Raw genomic sequence first — 21,182 nt, 5'->3', positions numbered from 1 at the left:
TGAAGCGATCGAGTTTAATTACGAGAGGTTAATGCCGCGACGGTCATTGAAACCCGTGCCGCGCTGGCATGTTAGCAGAAGCTAAAATGGCTCCCCCGACGATCGCTGAAGTAGGTCCAGTCAAACATGAAAAAAGCAGCGATTAGCTGCTTTTAATATTTTCTACTATATATATCTGTAATCGCGATTACTTCGGTATGTTGAAGTTTTTGTCATCGGCACAGGTAAAGGTGTAATAATTTTTACGCTCATTAAACAACGAGAACCCTTTGCCATGGCAGTATGCGCCATTCAGTTCTTGCATATAAGCTAAGGTTTCTTCGCTCTTAACAAGAAAGTAGCTATCGTTATCACAGATCACACGGATTTTACCGTCGTCTCCTTGGGAATAGGCTTTTACTTTGGTTCCACACAAAGAAAAGCTGACATCAACATAGTCATCGGCTTGCTCGTCGACCGATTTAGAGCACCCTGATAAAGCTAAAACTGCAAAAATGACACTTAGAACTGCTTTCACTGACTTTCTCCTGCCGGTGTCAGAAATTATTTTTTATACACATCATTGTAATAGCAGAATTTTGCTTACGCAAAAAAATTATGTTTTATATTTATTGTTTCAGCCGTTTACAATCCGTTTTTCATCTATACGTCGTCGGTGCCAGATGGAATAATGCCGTAATCCCGCCGGTCCATGGGCAATAAAGACCGACATAACGAGAATGCTGATAAACAACACAGGCTTGTGCTGAGGGATCAGCCAGAACGAGGCTAACAATCCCAGTTTAACGAAGGTCAGCACGCCTTTTAGCTGAATGATCCACAGGCGTGAACGGGTTATTTCCAGCGTCATCATGATCAGGCCTGTCGACATGGCTAACATCCACCAGCCTAGCCACAGGTGTTTATCGACGCCATATAGTATTCCGCCGCTGGACGCTGCAACCCCTAAGATATGCAGTGCTCGCAAGCCTGTTTTGCTTAGTCTTTGCGTCCAGAAACGAGCTTCGGAGATTGGATATTTTTCACCCTTGCGATCTCCCTTTCCTTTTCTTTCTGAATGAGAAAATGTGTGTTGTGACTCTTGCGGTTCATCTGTTCTTTTCATTGCGGCAATCGAGTGTCGGTACAGGCCGCTAAGAATACCCAATAGAGGGGCAAGTTGCGAGATGACAGGTTTAGAAGCTTCAACTATTCATCATTTATGTGAAATAGTAATAGCGCTTTCTATGCCTTCGCAGACCAGACGTGAACTCAGTGATCTTACCGTCAATCACCACGCTGCCAGCACGGCAGAACGTCCTAAATCAGTGTCTTCAAAGACCAATACAACTACGACGGAACAATCCCTCCCAACATGTAAATTAACAATCTCGTTAACAATGATGTTGAGGGGGATTGTGGGCATTACTTAACGGTTATAATGCTGGGATCTGCTGGGTAATACAGTGAATATTGCCACCTCCCAATAAGATTTCTCGCGCATCAACACCTGTGATTGCATAGCCGGGATAAAGCTGCTGCAGCAATACACCAACCTCAGCGTCACATTCATGATCGAGTAGCGGGTAGATAACATGCTTGTTAGAAACCAGATAGTTTGCATATGAGCCAGCCAGACGTTCGCCCGGTACGCGCTCCATACCATCTGAAACATCTACGCCGCTTGCTTCTGATTCAGAAATATAAAGCGGGCCAGGCATAGGTAATTTATGCACCTTGATCTGACGCCCCTTGGCATCTGTTTCCGTCGATAAGACATCCAGCGCTTTGCGAGAAATCTCATACTGGGGATCGGCCTCATCATCACACCAGGTTAGAACGACTTCACCCGGCGCAACCACATGAATTAGGTTATCAACATGACCGTTTGTTTCATCGTTATACAGCCCGTTGGGGATCCAGATAATTTTTTCAACGGATAAGTACGTTTTCAGTGTTTCTTCAATTTGTTGTTTTGACAAATCCGGATTTCGACTTGGGTGCAGCAGGCACTCCTCGGTCGTGTACAGCGTCCCTTCCCCATCAACATGAATAGACCCGCCTTCCAACACGACAGGAGCGCGGTAGCTTTCATCACCTAAAGCCTCACAGACCTTACGAGCAACGGCATCGTCTTTATCCCATGGAAAATAGAGACCATCCTCCAGGCCGCCCCAGGCATTGAAATGCCAGTCAACACCGCGTCGTTCACCGTTGTCGTTAACCACATAAGAAGGACCGATATCGCGCATCCAAGAGTCATCAGTACTCATTTCCAGCAGTTGCACTTCTTCAGGAAGCATTGAACGTGCATTTTCATACTGACCGGCGCTAACTACCATGGTCACTTTGGTGTTTTTTGAAATTGCTTTGGCAACGTCAACAAATGTTGCTTGCGCAGGTTTTCCACCGAAGCGCCAATTATCTGTACGCTCAGGCCATGCCATCCATATGCCGGATTGTGGTTCATGCTCTGCCGGCATCCGGAATCCATCTTGTTTAGGGGTAGTTTCTAGTTGCTTGCTCATTTTTTCCACCTTTAGATTTCAGTCCAATAACTACGCAATGTCTTCTTGATATTCACTTTGCTGCTTTCTGCTTGTTGCCTGTTTCAGTAAGTACTCACCAATCGCGATGGTGACGATGACTCCAATCAGTACCGGGGCGCTATAGACCCAATCGACCGTCATTGTTATGAGATCCGGGAAGATGAAGAGCAACACGGCCTGTGCGATAACAAGGAAGCAGATAATGCTAAGGCTCCACTGCGTCGCCATACCGCCAGGTACTTTAAACGGACGCTCCTGATCGCCATCGCTGATACGCAATTTCAGATAAGAAGGGAACATAAACAAATATGGCAACAAGAAAATACAACTGGAGAATGCAAACACTGACCAGAATAGTTCATCGCTGTTTTGAGCAAACACTGCATAGGCCATAATCACGACAGTCGAAACAATACCCGTAATATTATTGGCTCCAACAGGGGTATCATGTTTTTCAGACATTTTTCCGACGGCAGCGGGAAGCTCTCCTTCGCTAGCGGCTTCTGCGGCAGCCCGGCTGGCTCCCATCGTCCAGGTCACCATGTTACCAATGAAGGTTAATAGCGCCATGGAACCAATGGCGTACACCATGAACTGACCAAACGCGCCCTCGCCAAACAGTTTTCTCAAGGTATCGATAATACCGGCGACCAGACCGATGTCTTCAACAGGCAAAGCCATTAAAATACCAATAGTGCCAAATACATAGAGGAATGCCGTGATAATTGCCGCCAAGAATATCGACTTAGGAAGATCACGCACATCCTTCATTTCTTTGGTCATGGTCGCGACTAATTCAAACCCCATCAGGTTAAAGACCAGAGCGGGCAGGAAAGCGACCCCGGTGTCGAGCGACGGCATGATTGCAGAAATACTAAATTCGTTAGCTACCCCGTTCTTCGCGGCATAAATAAAACCACCAAAACCCAGAACGCTAATAACCGTTACCTTCAATACCGCGCCGATGTTGGTGACCCAGACGCCGACATCGACAGAGACATTACAGACCCAAATCGTTAACCAGGTTAATACGATGCATATGGCAATTTGACCAAATAAAGAAAGGTCTGGCATAAATAATTCGGCAAACATTCCTGCGAACATAATATAGACGGCAGGCATCCATAAACCGACGTTTATCCAGTAAAACCAGGTTGTTCGAACCGCCCACTTATATCCGAACGCTTGTTTGACCCAATCATAAATCCCCCCGTCACCAGGGTATGTGGTACTAAGCTCTGAGGTGATCAATCCATAAGGGATAACAAAAACGAACAACGTGATCAGCCACCAGCCAATAGAGCTGACTCCGATTGACGCAGAGGCTGTTAATGTATCAACAACAATAACTGCACACAGGCTAAATAACGCTAAGCTTGTGACCCCCATTTTTCCTGTAGATGTTTGCGTTTCCATATCTATTTCTCCATCTGCTATATAGATGCCTGTTTTTCCCAGTCACAAATATATTCAGCAATTCACTGTAATTTTATTTCACTAGCAATATTTTGCTTCCATTCGATCAATCAATACTTTCTTTGTTACCATCATTAAAACCAACAATCATGAGTTTGAATTGAAATCCTTAATAAATTGTTCCGCTCGACTGGTAATTATCTAATCAAAATATCTCTTGATTTATTGTTATTAAAATCACTTATCGATATTGCTTTTAAATGCACCGCTCACTTCGTGACGGCTAAGATGAAAATTTGTCCGTAATGGCATACAATGCAGAAAATTGATTCTGATCAAGTTATCCACCACATATAGAGCGGTATGTTTATCAGCACTAGATGAATAACGTGAAGCACTTCGTGCTCAGATCTCGCAAGAGCTAATGTATCGTTAAGGTATATGAGTTTCATAATACTGACCGATAGTGGTAGTGTATGCTTGAAGGGTCACACATCGGGTACACATATCCGAGCTTAAACAGCCATGTTGAAAATATGGCAATGGATTTGCCCGCACATTATGGAGGCCAAGATGAAAAAAGAATCCACTCAAGAGCGTTTAGAGCGAATACATAAGGCTGTCACAACCTTGGTATCGAACCGAGACATTAATAATATTTCCATTTATGATGTTGCCAAGGAAGCTGCAATTGCAACATCAACGGTGTATCACCACTATCCCAATATGGAAGCCTTAGTCTATCGGTTAATGGAAGACATCTTCGAAGATTTCAAGTCAGTGCTGACCTCGGCGATAAAGCCAAAAGACATTCACCACTGGAGTGATATTAACCGCATGGTTGAACAAGGATTTGTTGACTATTACAGCAGCAACCCTTTAGTGCAAAGAATTCTACTCGGTCAGCACACATATTCATCAATCAGGCATGCCGATGCTGAAAATGATGTGATTCTGGCTGAGCAAGTCGAGAGTATTTATCGTAAATATTTCAAATTGCCTCAGTTGCCTGAAGATGTGAATATATTCGCAATCGCCCTTCAGGTTGCAGATAAAGTTTACTCTATGAATTATCGGGAAAATGGCATTATTCCCAAAGAAATGGCACGAGAAGCGGTAATATTGACCGAAGCATATTTGGGGGTCTATTTGCCGAAGCACCTCCCTAAATCTGAAGAAGTGGTCGCCGAAGATATTTCACTTCACTAGTACTCTTTCACATAAATTGTGAATAGTTGAAATACCTAAACACGTCATCCCGGAATTGAGGAACGAAATATCCGGGTTCCAGCTCTAGCTGTGTGCGCCTTAGATTCCGTTATAAGTTCGTTCCTCACTTGACGGAATAACGAAGTTTTGTGACTGAACTGGTCAAAACTTCTGTGATTAAGTACTAGGCCCCTCATCTTTACAAGAAAATCCAATCAGAGCTAAAACCAATCTTATTAGTCAGATTGGTCTTAGCTCTTTTTTATTTTTATTTCCTCGTCATCATTAGAATCAAATATCGACAATCACGTCATGATGAATAATAAAAATGTGAGAAAGCACGAAAATATCATTGTGTTCGTGTCCGCTATACCGATTAGTGATTCTGATTTAAGAAAATAGCAGTTGCCTAACAGATAATTACGCCATACCCCAAGCGATGAGATACAAAGCTCTGTCAGAAATATCTCAATCGTAATAAATAAATATCATAGAAAACCCGCTCAGAATGTTGAAATAACATGCATGAGAACAAACAATAGTAGGAATATATTATGAAACTACCATCTTCAAGCGCAACAAATTTACATAAAGAAGGTCTACGTCATTTCCTTAAAACTCAGGATTTTACGAAAAAAGATCTGACCGATATTCTTGAGTTGATGGCTATGCTTAAACAAGCTCGTAGTGACAATGCTATTCCTCAGCTTTTCAAAGGCCAATCTGTTGCGATGATTTTTGAGCAACCCTCTACCCGTACTCGCGTATCATTTGAGACGGCAGCAACACTGCTGGGTGGCCACGCCCTGTTCTTATCACCTAAAGACATTCACCTTGGCGCAAAAGAGTCGTTAGAAGACACTGGCCGCGTTCTTTCAAGAATGGTGGATGTGATCATGGCACGTGTTGATGAACACAGTACCGTTGCCGGATTAGCAGAGCATGCAAGCGTTCCCGTCATTAACGGGTTATGTGACTGGCTGCATCCCACTCAAATCATGGCCGATCTTTTTTCCATGATGGAACACTTACCGCAAGGTAAATCATTGGGTGATCTGACTGTTGCATTCGTCGGTGATGCAACGAACGTCGCTTCGTCATTGATGTTTGCCTGCACGAAATTTGGCATGACATTTAAGCATATTTGTCCTGAGCGTTTCAAAGCACCACAAAAATGGATTGATATTGCTCTAGAAAACTGCGAATCATCGGGTGGCAAATTAGTGATCACCGATAACACGGATCAGGTTGCAGGTTGCGATGTTATCGTTGCCGATAGTTTCTATTGGTTCGGCCAAGAAGATGAAAAAGATATTCGCTTGTCGACTTTCATTCCAGAATACGTAGTTACTGAAGACTTGATGGAGAAGGCAGGGCCTGATGCGATGTTCATGCACTGTTTGCCAGCCAATGACCAACGTGAATGTACCCGTGAAGTGATGGAATCTTCCCGTTCTATTATCTTTGATGAAGCAGAAAACCGATTAACAGCTCAAATGGCCCTGCTGGTGTACCTGACTTATCATCACAATAAAGTGCCATCAGACGAAACCGTAATGGCACATAAAACGAAAATTGAAGGTTTCCTGAATAACCTATAACGACATGTTCTTATCCCTTCCAATCAATTTGGGCTCATAAGAATCGAAATTTGATTGTGATTGTTATAAGTAAATAAAAAAAGAACGGTGCTCTCTGGCACCGTTCTTTTTCTATTCGTTATTAATTATTAGTAATTTAATACTCGAATCTGAGTTGTTTATTTCCCACCCAAGCTTCACCAAGCACCTCTTTCGACAGTGCGACCAATTTATCAATCTCTTGTGGGGCGGTCAGACCCGCAAAAACAAGGCCACAGCTATCGGCAACAAAAAGACTCTTCAAAAGGTTAGATATCAAAACGATATAAGATTCTTCTTGCTCAGATAGTTTGCCGTCAACAACCAGAGTCAGGTTGTCAGCACCGGCAACAATACACAACTTGGCAATGTCATTAACTTCGTAATTGGATGCAATATCATCCAGGTTTAAGCGCATGTTAAAAGTATAATGACTGCACTGCTCTTTTAACGACAGCAGCAAATCAAAAATTTCGGTTCGCTGGCATGAGCGATAAAATGCTAAAGGAAAATCGACTTCGATCTCTGTGACGGCACAGTCAGTGGCAATCACTTTGATTGGAAAGCGATTCTCATCATCAAGCTGAATACGCTGTTTTTTTAATGAATGAAAGCACGGTACGCTTTGTTCGAAGACCAGGTAATAGGCTGCATCTTGCTCATCGCAGCCCTGCAAACTCTGGAACTGAAAGTCTACTGCTTTCTTTTTACTTACATCTGAGCTCGTCATTGTCATAGCTAATCCCTCGCAATTATTTGCTAAATGATAACCGAAAAAACCGTCAAGACTGTTTCCGCTCAGGGAAACTGTGTTTATTTTCATGGTTATTTTTTCAACAAAAAGTGTGAAGAATACCAATTAGTATAATTATTCAAATTGGTATAATGTCAGCGGTCAGTGATCAAAAAAAGATAAAAAATGCAATTTAACTCGTTGATAAACACGCATTAGTCAGTTGGTAGTAAGAATCTGCAAACCCTTTATTTGGAAAATATTCTTCATTAATCAGCAAACTTTTACTTTCAGACCAATTCGTAACCGATGAGCCGTTACCATAAGGAAGCTTATAGATCGTAAAGTGACGGTCTCTACGCTCAAAAATCATGTTGGCAGGCAAACGATGTGAACGAAGGTTATCGTTACGATAATATTTAAAACCTCCCTCACAGCTTTTCACAATATAGGATCCCTTTTCACTCCTGACCGAAACATAAGGCCGCTGAGTGTTTTCAAAATACCGGTACTGCCACGAGCCTGCGATTTGTTCCATTTTGATCCTTGCGGCAGGCTTTGGCTTGGCCGGTGCTACGGTTTCCAGCTCTGAGGCTTTCTGTGGCCGTTGCTGAGAGACCAAGTCATCCGGGTTGATATCTAATACTGTCACCACCGTTTTCGGTTTATCTGCCGGCTCGTTAATCATGGCGTAAAGAGCAAGCCAGGGCTCTTTACCCAACATCAACATCAGCGTCAGAAAGATGACCGGAAAAATCATAAATACAGCAATGCGACGAGCGTTAAATCGCCCAAGTGATTTGATTTGCGCAGACACCTTCTGCGACAAAACAACACCTGGCTGGTTGCCTGAATCGGCTCCAAACGGCTTAACATCCCGGCTTTTTTCTCTCAGCTCTCGCCGGGCTTCTGCCAGTTGTGCCTTTAACCTATCATTTTTGGCGCGCAGTTTTTTTTCTTCATTCCCTGCGTTAGGTTGCCTCGCATCGGCGCTATACTTTTGCTTATTCTCTTGATGAGCCTGTTTCAACTTTCGTTTCAGAGCATCGTTAGACTCTTTAAGCTGCTTATAATCTCGCTCCAGTTGCAGAATTTTCCCCACATAGTTATCAATCGCAGGGTCTTTGATATAGAGAGTGTGCACAGCTTCTTCATGCCCTTTCCCCTTTCCTACCTGATCATAGGCTTGAGAAATAAGCTGCATGATCACCTTCGAGCCCCCCTTATCAGGGTGAAAGCGAGTGGAAAGCAATTTATAACGACGTTTTACTTCATCGCTGGAGGTATTTTTATCTGTGCCTAAGATATCGTGGAAAGATGCCATTATGCCGTTCTGATTCAATGCCGGAAAGTCCCTATAGGGAATATATTCTATACCCAAATCACCTCAAGATGCAGTGTTCAGCGAGAATATATCGAACAGCTTTAAGCGTTGTCACACTGGACAAATATACTAATTCTCTTTCACATAAATTATGCATGGTTAAAGCAACTAAACTCGTCATCCCGGAATCGAGGGACGAGATATCCGGGATCCAGTTCTTACTGTGTGCTCCCTAGATTCCGTATAAGTTCGTTCCTCAATTCAAATTATGCTTTTTCATCCGGAATTCACCCGGCGAGCAGCCTATATGCTTTTTAAAAACCCGAGAGAAATATGAGACGTCTTTAAAGCCCGCAGAAGTGGCAACAGATGCAATTTTTCCTCTGTCTGAGGTTAATAATCCACAAGCTAAATCTAGCCTTTTCTTAATGATGTACTGCTTTAAGGTCACCCCCATAATGCTATGAAACAGGCGGGAAAAATAAGTGGGCGAATAATGGCAGGCGTTGGCCAAATCTTGTTCCCTGAGTGGAGCGCTTATATTTTCATCAATAATTTTCAGCGCTGGCTTGATGGATAACTCTCGATGTTCATAGCCATCATCATCGCTCAATTCAATCGTATGCGTATGCATGCGACTGAAACACTCTTCCAGCTGTTGCCGTGATGCTCTTGCACTCAATACATCTTCCCCACCTGCTCGTAACACATTCAGTGCTAAATCGGCATCCAAGTCATGGTAAACCACCACCACTTTTGTTGATGGGAAACGATTTTTTACCGCTTGTAACAGTTCAAAGCCTTCTGACGATGAGTTCTCCACCTCAAGAAAAATTAACTCATGCCCTGTCATTGTTGACAAAAGTTCAAAAGGTGAAACATCAACCACGCTATGAAACAGCTTCAGGTTTTCTTTCGCTTCAGTCTGCTTATCTTGATGACAACAACTAACCCAAATCACATTCTCACCTTACTGCCAGTAACATAACGCATGCACCTCACCATAAAAGCAAATACGTACATACCAAGTAAATTCCAAACAATTTACCAGATATGCAACTAATATGAATGACACAGCTAAGTACTAGGCAAATCTATTTGTAATAGACACTCCGTGTCGATGAATGTATAGAAATTTACAAGTAACTGTATGTAAAGTACGACAAAAAAACCTCTTACATATGAATAATTAACGGTCAAAAAACCAAATAAATCCAGCTTGGGAAATGCGTCTCAAAATTAAGCAATGAAAAATTAAAATTCTGCTACCATGGTGCAATCAAACAGTTAGGGTACATTATATATTTAAAGGTGACGCTTATATATCAAAAGCGAATAACAATACCCAAAATTTATTCCAAAATAAACTATCACTTGTGTTATTTATATAGTCGTAAAAAAAGACGGAATCATAAAAAAGTGATACTAAGAAATTCGGTCTTAGTTTTTTAACACTTAACCGTGCCACAAGAGCATCACTTCTTTGGTTGATGGCTGTTGCCGTTAACCCGTACTCGTTTCAGCCAACAAATTCGCCTAAGCCTCTTAGCTTCAGCATTATGATTTTTTAACCTCTGCATGTATTTTTTTGGAGACAATCGCATTTTTATCAATTAATATTGCGCTCGAAAAATGAGTTCCGATGAAGACAGCAGGAGAGTGGCGCTTTATCTATTAACAATAGATAGTTAGCCCGCCGAAGAAGTAAGCGTTTTACCTCGCTTGTTACTGTTCAAGCACAAAACGTTAATCTTTCAGGCACCGTTTTACGGTATGGACTGTTGTTGGAGGAGCCTCTGGAGAGACCCGTTAAATCGGGCGCCGAAGGAGCAAACCGACCCGCGTGCACTATTTGTACATCGCAGGAAGGTGAAACTCTCAGGCAAAAGGACAGAGGAGATAAGTTCAACAGCCAGAAATATTTTCTGTAAATTCCACGTTTCTGTTGTTCTGTATCTCCTCCTTTGATGTTTAAAGGGGGAATAATGAATCCGCTACACGATACGCTACAAAATACACTTCAAGTTATTGATAACCTCGTTTGGGGACCACCGCTGCTATTGCTGTTGGTGGGAACAGGCTTGTACCTCACACTGCGCCTGGGTTTTATACAAATTCGCTATTTACCATTAGCGTTAAGCTACGTATTTTCAAATAAGAACCGCACTAAAGGATCGGGAGATATCTCCAGTTTTGCTGCGCTCTGCACAGCCCTGTCTGCAACTATCGGTACGGGTAACATTGTCGGCGTTGCGACGGCGATTAAACTAGGCGGACCAGGTGCCCTTCTCTGGATGTGGATCGCCGCTTTATTTGGAATGGCAACCAAGTATGCTGAATGCCTGCTGGCGGTAAAATATCGCGAGCAAGATGCAAACGGCCAAATGCTTGGCGGCCCGATGTATTACCTTGAAAAAGGTGTTGGCAGCAAATGGCTGGCAAAAATGTTTGCCTTCTTTGCGTTAGGTGTGGCCTGTTTCGGTATTGGTACCTTCCCACAGGTCAATGCGATTGTTGATGCCGCTTACCTGTCTTTTGAGGTACCCAAAGAATACACCATCGTATTGCTGACGATATTAGTCGCCACGGTGACTCTGGGCGGGATTAAATCTATCGCAAGCGTTGCCAGTAAAGTCGTTCCGGTAATGGCTGGTTTCTATATTCTGGCGTGCCTGTTAGTACTGACGTCGCAAGCCGACGCCCTGCCCGCGGCCATTGCTCTGGTTATTAGCTCGGCCTTTACCGGCCAGGCTGCAACCGGCGGTTTTGTTGGTGCGGGTATCATGCTGGCGATTCAATCTGGTATTGCGCGTGGTGTGTTCTCGAATGAGTCTGGCCTGGGTAGTGCACCGATGGCAGCAGCCGCCGCGAAAACCGACTCTTGCGTCCATCAGGGACTGACATCAATGACTGGTACCTTCTTCGATACCATCATTATCTGTACCATGACAGGTCTAACTCTGGTCGTTACGGGTGCATGGCAAAGTGACTACGCGGGTGCCGCGATGACAACCTATGCATTTGCTGCAGGTTTAGATTCTGGCTACTGGGGCCCGTTGATGGTCTCCGTTGGTCTGATGTTCTTTGCCTTTACCACGATTCTTGGCTGGAACTACTATGGTGAGCGTTGTATCACTTATCTGTTCGGTGTGAAGGCTATTTTACCTTACAAAGTTATATTCCTGGTTTTGATTGCCGGCGGTGCTTTCATAAAACTCGATATGATTTGGCTAATCGCTGATATTGTCAACGGCCTGATGGCGGTGCCAAATCTGATCGGCCTGGTCTTACTGCGTAAAGTCGTTATCTCTGAAACTAAAGCTTACTTTGACCTACTAAAGTCTGCATCTCAGGGCACAACACAAACAGCTTAATTTTTTTAAGATAAAAATATATGCTGATAAAAAGCGGTATTGTGAGGATACCGCTTTTTTTTTGCTTTTTTATTATTCCAGATACCGCGTTAACTGCTGATACAAATCAAAGCTACTGTCTTCAAGCCAGCAATCCGTCATCAAGCCATCTTTCATCTTAAACAGCAACATACCTGTCATTGTAACTTTCTGGTTTTTCCCCGGTATTTTGAGCCAGCCACCATGGTAGGTCGCATTGCATTTATAAACGGCAACGGTTTTCTGTTCATCGTTAATTATCTGATTAATCGTAAACTGAACATTTTTAAACCTTTTATTCCAGATAACTAAATAAGAAAGGTAATCTTGATGGCTCAGCGCCAGACAGCGACCACCAGAGAGATGAAAATTAAAAGGATCTGTCGCACATTCGGCCAGCACATTTCCGTTCGCTTTGGCTAACACTTCATGAAACCAGTAACTCACCCTGTCATTTTCATTCATACGCTTATACCTCAGATCACTTGGCTGATTAATCTCAATCGGGACAATTATCCTCTCAATTCAGAGTGTTGCCTGCAGTTTGAGTGCTCGCCATTACCAACACTTCTACTTGAACAAGATTAGACAGAAAATCACAAAAAAACTGGAGGAATGTCGACATTTTTCACTAAAGTGTTGTTACACGAAACAGTGCTCTGCCCAACGAGCCAGCCCCGCAGTCACGGAACCAAAGTAACTGCCACTGACTATCTGAACATCAGGTAATTGCTGCTCGATACATGCACGCAGTATTGGTGATCGTGAAGTGCCACCCGTCATATAAATCACATCTGGCTTTTTACCGCTCTGTGCCATGGCTTCTGCTACCAAATCACTCATTTTCTCTTTTGGTGATTCAATCGCCTCAGCCATATCATTCTGGCTAATCGTCACTTCAAGCAGCTCAGAAAGCATGTTCAGCTGCACTTTATTCGTTGCTGCCTCTGACAGTGCAATTTTACTCTCTTCCGCTTTTCTAACGATCTGGTATCCAAGTGTTTCGTGATAAGCCTGGATCAGACGTTGCAGCTTTTCCGGTTCCGCCGCATCTCGCCTTAGCTGATCCAACGTTCTTAGATTAGAAGTACTGTAAAAGTCTGTTTGTGCCACAACATTATTTATGGCGATTGAGTTCCAGAACTGGCTTATTGGCATATCGATGCCTTTTAGCGTCTGACTACCCAAACCAAGCAATGGCATAAGCTGACGAAACGCTAGATGAATATCTAAATCATTCCCGCCAACCCGGTGACCACTGTGTGCCAGTAAACTACCTTGCCGATCGGTACGGCCACGCCATTGTGGTCCCATTTCAATCAACGAGCAGTCTGTCGTACCACCACCAATATCGACCACCAGCACGGTTTTGTTTTCCGTTAAAGTACTTTCATACTCTAAGCCAGCCGCAACGGGCTCGAATTGAAATTCTATGTCCTTAAAACCGGCACGTTTCGCTGCCTGAGTTAAAATCATTTCAGCTTGCTGATTAGCACGATCACCACCACTGCCCTGGAAATTCACCGGACGGCCTATCACCGTACTCGTGATATTATGCTGGGTCGTTAACTCAGCATTAGCCTTGATGTTTACCATCATGGCGCACACCAAATCTTCAAAGAAGCTGATTTGCACATCACGTAAACCATTCGCGCCCAAAAATGATTTAGGCGATTTGACGTAGTAAACTTCTTCAGGATCTTCCAGATAAAGATCTAAAGCAGCCTGACCAAACTGCAAGTCACCCTTTTCCACATCTATATCTTCATCGCGATTTAACGCGATTGCCCGGCGAAGTACTTGCTCACCCACAGAGCCCGATGGCGAAATCCCCATATGGCGAAATAAATATTCACTGACAGCTTCACGGGTTGGTGCGCATAATGTGGAAGGGATGTACTGATTTCCCTTTTCTAACGGCAACATGCGCGGCTGCCCCTGTTCCATCACTGCGACAGAGCAGTTTGCTGTTCCGTAATCAAACCCGATGTACATGCCGAACCTCCACATAAAAAAGCCGGCGATTTTATCCTGATTCTACGCCCAGCACTACCTCTATATATGACAGGCTCTGATCAGTACCGATAGAAGCCTGATACTAACCGCCTTATGCCTAATAAAATAAATTGTTTTGGCGTGAGACTAGGCATTTTTGCTTGCTAGCATTCATAATTAGTCTTTATTTTGTTGATTGATTTAAGAATGATGACCTCTATTTCTAAGCCATTTTTCGCTCTGCTGATCGCCCTGTTCACCTTAGCAGGCTGCAGTGATGCCAACATCCCTCAAGAGGGTGATAAATACACCATAATTCCAACGCCCATGACTGACACAGCAGATGTCATTGAGGTCTTTTCGTTAGGTTGTGGCCACTGCCGTAACATGGAAGCGATGCTGCCTGAATTACAGTCGATGGCCAAGGTTGATATCGAGAAAGTGCACGTCACCTTTAATGAAGGCGCTCAGCTAGCTGCGTATATTTTCTATACTGGAGCCATTCAAACTGATGGCAAGCCCAGCAAACAACTGGTAAAAGATCTGTTTGCCTATATTCAAGACAGTGATGAAAACTTATCACCTGAAGAAAAGAGAGCATCATTAGAAAAAATATTTAATCAATATAATTTGCTGAGCCCGTATGAACTCAGTGAAGAGCAACACAAAATTGTGTATCAACAGCTCAGCGATGCTGAAACTTTGGTTGCAAATGCTGAAATAGCTTCTGTTCCGGCATTTTTAGTCAAAGGCAAATACCTGATTCAAACAAGCGCCCACGAAAACCTCGAAGATATTGCCAATACGATCCGCTACCTGAATTCACTGGAAAATTGATCTCATAGCCTTACCAACAACTCATTAGGCGCTCATCCGGGCGCCATCTCATTGTGTTTAGGTAGTAAATTAGTACTGGCACACCTTCCTTTTTAAGCTCATATGATCTCGATCTCAGCTATTAGGTCCAGATCCGATCCATAATCTTCAGCTGCTCACATTATCAAAACGTGAAATATACAAGTCACTCTTCTCATTTCACACCATACTTACAAGAGCAGATATTGTGGCGTAATGGCTTGATATATACCACATGTGGTGGTCTAATCTGTCGTCGGCCACAAGTGCCTCTTGAACACCGGGGTACAGGAAACAGAACTGAGCTCTGGATTGCTTACCGTTCTGTGTCAATCATGCATGAATTACAACAAACATTAAGGTGCATTCATAATGGCGAAAAACCCAACGGCTTCTGAAGTATCTAAAACAATCGATATTGCGTACCAATCGACCTCGATGGAGATTTGGGATAGCAAGTATCGTCTGAAATCAAAGCATGGAAAAGCTATTGATAAAACGCTTGATGATACCTTCAAACGCGTTGCTCGCGCGTTAGCCGATTTAGAAAAAGATAAAGTCAGAGAACACTGGTACAAAGAATTTTTATGGGCATTGCGTAATGGCGCAATCCCTGCGGGCCGTATCACGTCTAACGCAGGCGCATTCGAACACAAACCTGCGACGTCAACGATCAACTGTACGGTTTCCGGAACCATCGAAGATTCGATGGACGACATTTTAGGCAAAGTCCACGAAGCGGGCCTTACCCTGAAAGCAGGTTGTGGTATCGGTTACGATTTCACGACCCTTCGCCCTCGTGGTGCTTTTGTATCAGGTGCGGGTGCCTACACCTCTGGCCCGCTCTCTTTCATGGATATCTATGACAAGATGTGCTTTACCGTTTCTTCTGCCGGTGGACGCCGTGGCGCTCAAATGGGTACGATGGATATTCGTCACCCAGACATCATCGAATTCATTCGCGCCAAACGCGAAGACGGTCGGCTGCGCCAGTTCAACCTCTCACTGCTAATTTCAGAAGAATTTATCCAGGCAGTCAAAAATGACGAAGAGTGGAAGTTGATCTTCCCTGTCACCGCAAAAGAAGCGAAACAGGATAACTTGGATCTTAAAAACGATCCGGCGATCGTCTGGGCTGACTGGCCTGTAAAAGATAATCTGATTGAAGGTCACGAAGGCCGGGTTGCATGCAAGGTTCACCGCACCATACCTGCTCGCAACTTATGGAACGTCATTATGACGTCAACCTATGATTACGCTGAGCCTGGCTTTATTCTGATCGATAAAGTTAACCAGATGAACAACAATTGGTTCTGTGAAGAGATCCGCGCCACGAACCCGTGTGGTGAACAACCGCTGCCACCCTACGGCGCCTGTCTGCTTGGCTCCATCAATCTGACTAAATTTGTACGTGATCCCTTTACAGATAAAGCCGCATTTGACTGGGATGGCTTCCGTCGCGTTGTCGCTATTTTCACTCGTATGCTAGATAACGTTGTTGAAATCAACCAGCTGCCACTTGAAAAACAACGCCACGAAATCATCCACAAGCGCCGTCACGGAATGGGCTTCTTAGGGTTAGGGTCTGCTATCACTATGCTGACCCATAAATACGGCAGCGCAACATCGGTTGCTTTTACAGAGCAAGTCGCTCAGGAATTAGCCATCACAGGCTGGAAAGAAGCACTTAGCCTGGCAAAAGAAAAAGGCTCTGCTCCCGTGATGGATGAAGAATTCGAAATCACGGAAAAAATGCTGCGCCTGCGTCCTGAAATGGCAAAAGATGGCATTAAGCTTGGCGATAAAGTGAAAGGTAAAGTGCTGCACGCTAAATATAGCCGTTACATGCAGCAGATTGCCGAAATCGAACCGGCGCTGATTGAACAGTTAGCAAAAACAGGCGCACGTTTTACCCATCACAGCTCTATTGCACCAACCGGTACGATTTCATTGTCACTGGCAAACAATGCGAGTAACGGTATTGAGCCGAGCTTCGCCCACCACTACAGCCGTAATGTGATCGTAACCGGCAAGAAAACCAAAGAAAATGTTGATGTGTATAGCTTTGAATTGCTGGCTTACCGTGAGCTGATCAACAACAAAGCTATGCCATACAGCACTGAAGCAGAAACACAACTACCGAAGTACTTTATCACTGCTGATGATGTTACGCCGAGCCAGCACGTAGATGTTCAGGCGGCTGCCCAGCGTTGGATTGACTCTTCAATTTCAAAAACGGCGAACATACCAACCGACTTCCCGTTTGAAGACTTCAAAGACATCTATATGGATGCCTACGATAAAGGCCTGAAAGGCTGCACAACTTTCCGCTTTAATCCGGAAGTGTTCCAGGGCGTACTGGTCAAAAAGAGCGATCTGGAAAATACCACCTACGTTTTCAACTTAGAAGACGGATCAACACTGGAAGTTAAAGGTAACGAAGAAATCGAATACGACGGTGAAACTCACACTGCGGCAAACCTTTACGATGCCCTCAAAGAAGGCTACTACGGCAAGTATTAAGTAGGTCATAGAATCATGGTCAAAAAAATTAACAGCAAAATCATTGGCTTCCAAGTTAAAAGCCAGGAACAAGAACTACCACAGCAGGCTGCACAACCAGAAGAGAAGGTTGAGTACATGCATGAAGACATGCCCCGGCCTGATATACTGCTTGGCACGACTTACAAGCTTAAAACGCCCGAGCATATTTCTGAGCATTCATTGTTTATCACCATTAACGATGTAGTACTAAACGAAGGCACAGAGCACGAGGTACGCCGACCATTTGAAGTGTTCATTAACTCTAAGAGCTTAGAGCACTATCAGTGGATTGTTGCACTCACCCGCATTATGTCAGCGGTATTCCGTAAAGGCGGCGACTGTACCTTCCTGGTTGAAGAGCTACGATCGGTGTTTGATCCACGTGGCGGCTACTGGAATAAAGGGAAATATGTTCCTTCGCTTATCGCAGAAATCGGTAACATCATCGAACAGCACCTGACTAAAATCGGTATGCTGGGTGAACCAGAGGTCGACGAGCATCAGAAGGCATTTCTAGACGCTAAAAAAGCTGAACTGGAAGGCAAAAACGCTGACGCTGACGAAGCAAACGCAGGCAGTTTTCCACCCAGTGCCACGCTTTGCTACAAGTGCCATAACAAAGCAGTCATTATTAAAGACAATTGTCAGACTTGTCTGAACTGCGGCGAATCTAAGTGCGGCTAAGCCTTCTTAGCGTTCGGTACTCTAAAAGCTGCCTTCTGGCAGTTTTTTTATTTTTATGCCAAGTCATTCAAAATAATCAGATACAATACTGGCATTAAAACAATTGAGTTAAAAAATCATGCAACAAGACGAATTTGAAATATTAGTTAAAGCGCTATGTCAGAAAGAAAGTCTTCCACAAGTACTTGAAGCACTTAAAGCCACAGAAGAGCCTGAAGTCGTCGAAGCCGCGGCATCGTTAACTGGTCAATTCCAGCTTGCGGAAATCGAAGGCGAAAAACGTATCTACCACGTTTTCACCCAAGAGAATGAACAAGGTGAAGAACAGGAATATGTTGAATGGGTAATGAACGATGGTGATGAGATGCTGAAGTTCGTTGCTTGGTTCTTCTACGCCATGTTCGAAATAAAGCATAAAGACACCTACCAGGCAGCTGGCCGTACTTACCAGCAACCCAAACGTCAGTAATTGGCCTTTATGCCCAAAGCCCCACCACCACAATGCCAGTCGAAGCACTGGCATTTCTATCATTAACAGACCCCAGCATTAACAATTTTAAAACATATTGCACTACAAATCATTTCACCATTTAACAAGCACTTATCCCTGCCCATCTTTATCGTGGGCAACCGCACATTTATAGGGAAGCCCGCTTAAAACATTAATAATAATGCGCTATTAATATAAACCAAAGACAATAGCAGAGCATTACTGCCTACTGATATCCAATTGAATAATCTAATGATTTTTCGGTTGGATATCGTGACTAAATGATCCATCACCAGCTGTAGACATTAACTCCCTATTCACTCCTTTCGCCTGAGAGCGAAATCAGTCCTTACTGAGTACCAAAGCCTACCCCTGACGCAGATCTTTCACCGAATTTTCGGCAGATCTCTGCTTTTATGTATCAAAGTGATTTCATTTACGAAAACTACGGAGACACACCATGAGTGATATTGCACTATCTATCAGCATATTAGCGCTGGTTGCGGTGCTGGGCTTATGGATTGGGAACTGGCGCATCTGTGGGGTCGGATTAGGGATAGGCGGGGTGCTGTTTGGTGGCATTTTCGTCGGTCACTTTACCGACGCATGGGGCATCGCTCTCGATTCACACACCTTGCACTTCATTCAGGAGTTCGGCCTGATCCTGTTTGTGTATACGATCGGGATCCAGGTCGGCCCGGGGTTCTTTGCTTCGCTGCGAAGCTCCGGCCTTAAACTCAACGGCTTTGCTGCCTTGATCGTTTTATTAGGCTGTGTGGTTGCCATCGGCCTGCATAAGATCTTTGATGTCCCGCTTCCTGTTATCTTAGGGGTCTTCTCTGGTGCCGTGACCAACACACCGTCATTGGGTGCTGGCCAGCAGATCTTAACGGAATTAGGTGCCCAGGACGGTATGCTCGAACTTACGGGTATGGGTTATGCGGTAGCTTATCCTTTCGGAATCTGCGGTATTCTGCTGACAATGTGGATCCTGCGTTTGGTCTTTAAGGTCAACGTGGATAAAGAAGCTGATGAGTTTGAAATCCACAACGGCCATAAGAAAGAAAGCCTACATACTCTGAACGTTGCCATTCGTAACCCTAACCTCAATGGGTTGCAGCTACAGGCTGTACCCGCATTGACTGAAGGTGACATCGTTTGTTCTCGCTTAAAGCGGGGTGATACTCTGCATGTTCCCCGCCCAGATACCCGAATCGAAACCAATGATCTGCTTCACCTTGTCGGCGACAAAAATGCCCTCGAAAAAGCCCGTCTGGTGATTGGTGAAGAAGTCGATACTTCACTTTCCACACGAGGAACGGAATTACGGGTTCAGCGCCTGGTGGTCACCAATGAAATTGTGCTCGGTAAAAAGATCCGCGATCTCGATCTGAAAGAAAAATATGATGTAGTGGTTTCACGCCTTAACCGTGCCGGGGTTGAGTTGGTACCAACCAGCCAGTCGACGTTGCAGTTTGGCGATATCCTGAACCTGGTCGGTCGTCATGAGGCGATTGAAGCCGTCAGTGGCATTGTCGGCAACGCCCATCAAAAACTGCAGCAGGTCCAGATGCTCCCGGTATTCGTAGGCATCGGTCTAGGGGTGTTACTGGGATCTATTCCGTTCTACCTTCCCGGCTTTCCCGCCGCAATAAAGCTCGGCCTGGCTGGCGGGCCGTTACTGGTTGCTCTGGTTCTGGCACGTATTGGCAGTATCGGAAAAATGTACTGGTTTATGCCGCCGAGTGCCAACCTTGCCCTGCGCGAAATTGGTATCGTACTGTTCCTGGCTGTTGTTGGTCTGAAATCCGGTGGCGGCTTTATCGATACCCTGGTCAATGGCGATGGCCTAAGCTGGATGGGTTACGGCATTGTCATTACTTTAGTGCCGCTGCTGACGGTTGGCTTTATTGCCCGAATCGTCGGGCAACTGAACTACCTGACAATATGCGGCATGCTGGCCGGCTCTATGACCGATCCACCGGCACTTGCCTTTGCTAACGGCTTGCATGCAACCAGTGGTGCCTCAGCCCTGTCATACGCGACAGTATATCCCCTTGTGATGTGTCTGCGGATACTTTCGCCTCAGATCCTCGCCCTCCTGCTCTGGACAATGTAATCCATTAGCAGCCAGAAAAGCACCGAAATAAAAAACCACGGCCAAAAAGGCCGTGGTTTTTAATAATACGCACAATAGTCACCAATATGCACCATGACTCTTAATATTTATATTAATAACAGCGCCTATATTCTTAAATAAAATATTATTTATTAGAGCAGGAACTTTATATAACCGCCAACACATTGATTTAAATACAACTTGATGGCCACAAGGCATTAACAAATAAACCTAAAGCTATGACTTTCCTCGCCGATACAATAACTGTAGCTAG

General features: G+C 44.3%; 17 protein-coding genes and 1 riboswitch. Of the genes, 8 read left to right on the top strand and 9 right to left on the bottom strand.

Features of this window, described 5'->3' with window-relative positions; translation table 11 throughout:
- Nucleotides 1-187: 187 nt before the first annotated feature.
- The 4 genes from C9I89_RS05805 to C9I89_RS05790 form a co-directional block, all read right to left on the bottom strand.
- A complete protein-coding gene (locus tag C9I89_RS05805) occupies nucleotides 188-517 on the bottom strand; it encodes a hypothetical protein (RefSeq protein ID WP_107282409.1) in 330 nt (109 codons plus the stop codon).
- A 99-nt stretch (nucleotides 518-616) separates the two neighbouring features.
- Nucleotides 617-1,105, bottom strand: a complete 489-nt coding sequence (locus tag C9I89_RS05800) for a hypothetical protein (protein ID WP_245905414.1) — start codon at nucleotides 1,103-1,105, stop codon at nucleotides 617-619.
- A 310-nt stretch (nucleotides 1,106-1,415) separates the two neighbouring features.
- Nucleotides 1,416-2,507 carry an agmatine deiminase gene (aguA, locus tag C9I89_RS05795; protein ID WP_107282408.1) on the bottom strand — a complete coding sequence of 364 codons (1,092 nt, stop codon included), beginning with the start codon at nucleotides 2,505-2,507 and terminating at the stop codon, nucleotides 1,416-1,418.
- Nucleotides 2,508-2,537: 30 nt separating this feature from the next.
- Complete coding sequence (locus C9I89_RS05790) at nucleotides 2,538-3,944, bottom strand: APC family permease (protein ID WP_107282407.1); 1,407 nt, start codon at nucleotides 3,942-3,944, stop codon at nucleotides 2,538-2,540.
- A 573-nt stretch (nucleotides 3,945-4,517) separates the two neighbouring features.
- Here C9I89_RS05790 and C9I89_RS05785 point away from each other — a divergent pair.
- Nucleotides 4,518-5,153 carry a TetR/AcrR family transcriptional regulator gene (locus C9I89_RS05785; protein WP_107282406.1) on the top strand — a complete coding sequence of 212 codons (636 nt, stop codon included), beginning with the start codon at nucleotides 4,518-4,520 and terminating at the stop codon, nucleotides 5,151-5,153.
- A 554-nt stretch (nucleotides 5,154-5,707) separates the two neighbouring features.
- Nucleotides 5,708-6,754, top strand: a complete 1,047-nt coding sequence (gene ptcA, locus C9I89_RS05780; RefSeq protein WP_107282405.1) for a putrescine carbamoyltransferase — start codon at nucleotides 5,708-5,710, stop codon at nucleotides 6,752-6,754.
- Between the two features lie 136 nt (nucleotides 6,755-6,890).
- Here the strand turns inward: ptcA and C9I89_RS05775 are convergent, their stop codons facing one another.
- From C9I89_RS05775 to C9I89_RS05765, 3 genes are all read right to left on the bottom strand, one after another.
- On the bottom strand, nucleotides 6,891-7,508 hold the full coding sequence (locus C9I89_RS05775) for a hypothetical protein (RefSeq protein WP_107282404.1): 618 nt from the start codon (nucleotides 7,506-7,508) through the stop codon (nucleotides 6,891-6,893).
- A gap of 190 nt (nucleotides 7,509-7,698) precedes the next feature.
- Entirely contained in the window at nucleotides 7,699-8,829 is a 1,131-nt protein-coding gene (locus C9I89_RS05770; RefSeq protein WP_107282403.1) for a DnaJ domain-containing protein, read from the bottom strand.
- Between the two features lie 256 nt (nucleotides 8,830-9,085).
- Entirely contained in the window at nucleotides 9,086-9,790 is a 705-nt protein-coding gene (locus C9I89_RS05765) for a response regulator transcription factor (RefSeq protein ID WP_107282402.1), read from the bottom strand.
- 825 nt (nucleotides 9,791-10,615) lie between these two features.
- Nucleotides 10,616-10,733, top strand: a riboswitch (glycine riboswitch).
- 81 nt (nucleotides 10,734-10,814) lie between these two features.
- Here C9I89_RS05765 and C9I89_RS05760 point away from each other — a divergent pair.
- Nucleotides 10,815-12,203: an alanine/glycine:cation symporter family protein gene (locus C9I89_RS05760; RefSeq protein ID WP_107282401.1), complete on the top strand. Its 1,389-nt coding sequence runs from the start codon at nucleotides 10,815-10,817 to the stop codon at nucleotides 12,201-12,203.
- 72 nt (nucleotides 12,204-12,275) lie between these two features.
- Here C9I89_RS05760 and C9I89_RS05755 read toward each other — a convergent pair whose 3' ends face one another.
- On the bottom strand, nucleotides 12,276-12,686 hold the full coding sequence (locus C9I89_RS05755; RefSeq protein WP_107282400.1) for an ester cyclase: 411 nt from the start codon (nucleotides 12,684-12,686) through the stop codon (nucleotides 12,276-12,278).
- Nucleotides 12,687-12,863: 177 nt separating this feature from the next.
- Nucleotides 12,864-14,216, bottom strand: a complete 1,353-nt coding sequence (yegD, locus tag C9I89_RS05750) for a molecular chaperone (protein WP_107282399.1) — start codon at nucleotides 14,214-14,216, stop codon at nucleotides 12,864-12,866.
- A 207-nt stretch (nucleotides 14,217-14,423) separates the two neighbouring features.
- Between yegD and C9I89_RS05745 the strand changes: the two genes are divergently transcribed.
- The 5 genes from C9I89_RS05745 to C9I89_RS05725 all read left to right on the top strand — a co-directional run bounded on the left by C9I89_RS05745 (nucleotide 14,424) and on the right by C9I89_RS05725 (nucleotide 20,908).
- Entirely contained in the window at nucleotides 14,424-15,053 is a 630-nt protein-coding gene (locus C9I89_RS05745) for a thiol:disulfide interchange protein DsbA/DsbL (RefSeq protein WP_107282398.1), read from the top strand.
- Nucleotides 15,054-15,443: 390 nt separating this feature from the next.
- Nucleotides 15,444-17,594, top strand: coding sequence for an adenosylcobalamin-dependent ribonucleoside-diphosphate reductase (locus C9I89_RS05740; RefSeq protein WP_107282397.1), 2,151 nt, complete (start codon nucleotides 15,444-15,446; stop codon nucleotides 17,592-17,594).
- A 15-nt stretch (nucleotides 17,595-17,609) separates the two neighbouring features.
- Nucleotides 17,610-18,299 (top strand): TSCPD domain-containing protein, encoded by a 690-nt coding sequence (locus C9I89_RS05735; protein ID WP_107282396.1) that lies wholly within the window; start codon nucleotides 17,610-17,612, stop codon nucleotides 18,297-18,299.
- A gap of 118 nt (nucleotides 18,300-18,417) precedes the next feature.
- The gene (locus C9I89_RS05730; RefSeq protein WP_107282395.1) at nucleotides 18,418-18,768 is read left to right on the top strand and encodes a hypothetical protein; all 351 of its coding nucleotides are present in this window, start codon (nucleotides 18,418-18,420) and stop codon (nucleotides 18,766-18,768) included.
- A 481-nt stretch (nucleotides 18,769-19,249) separates the two neighbouring features.
- Nucleotides 19,250-20,908 carry a putative transporter gene (locus tag C9I89_RS05725; RefSeq protein ID WP_107282394.1) on the top strand — a complete coding sequence of 553 codons (1,659 nt, stop codon included), beginning with the start codon at nucleotides 19,250-19,252 and terminating at the stop codon, nucleotides 20,906-20,908.
- Nucleotides 20,909-21,182: the final 274 nt, after the last annotated feature.

The organism is Photobacterium lipolyticum, from assembly GCF_003026475.1.
GTDB lineage: Bacteria > Pseudomonadota > Gammaproteobacteria > Enterobacterales > Vibrionaceae > Photobacterium > Photobacterium lipolyticum.
Note: the sequence above shows the minus strand (reverse complement) of the source record. Positions and strands in the feature narration are given on the sequence as shown.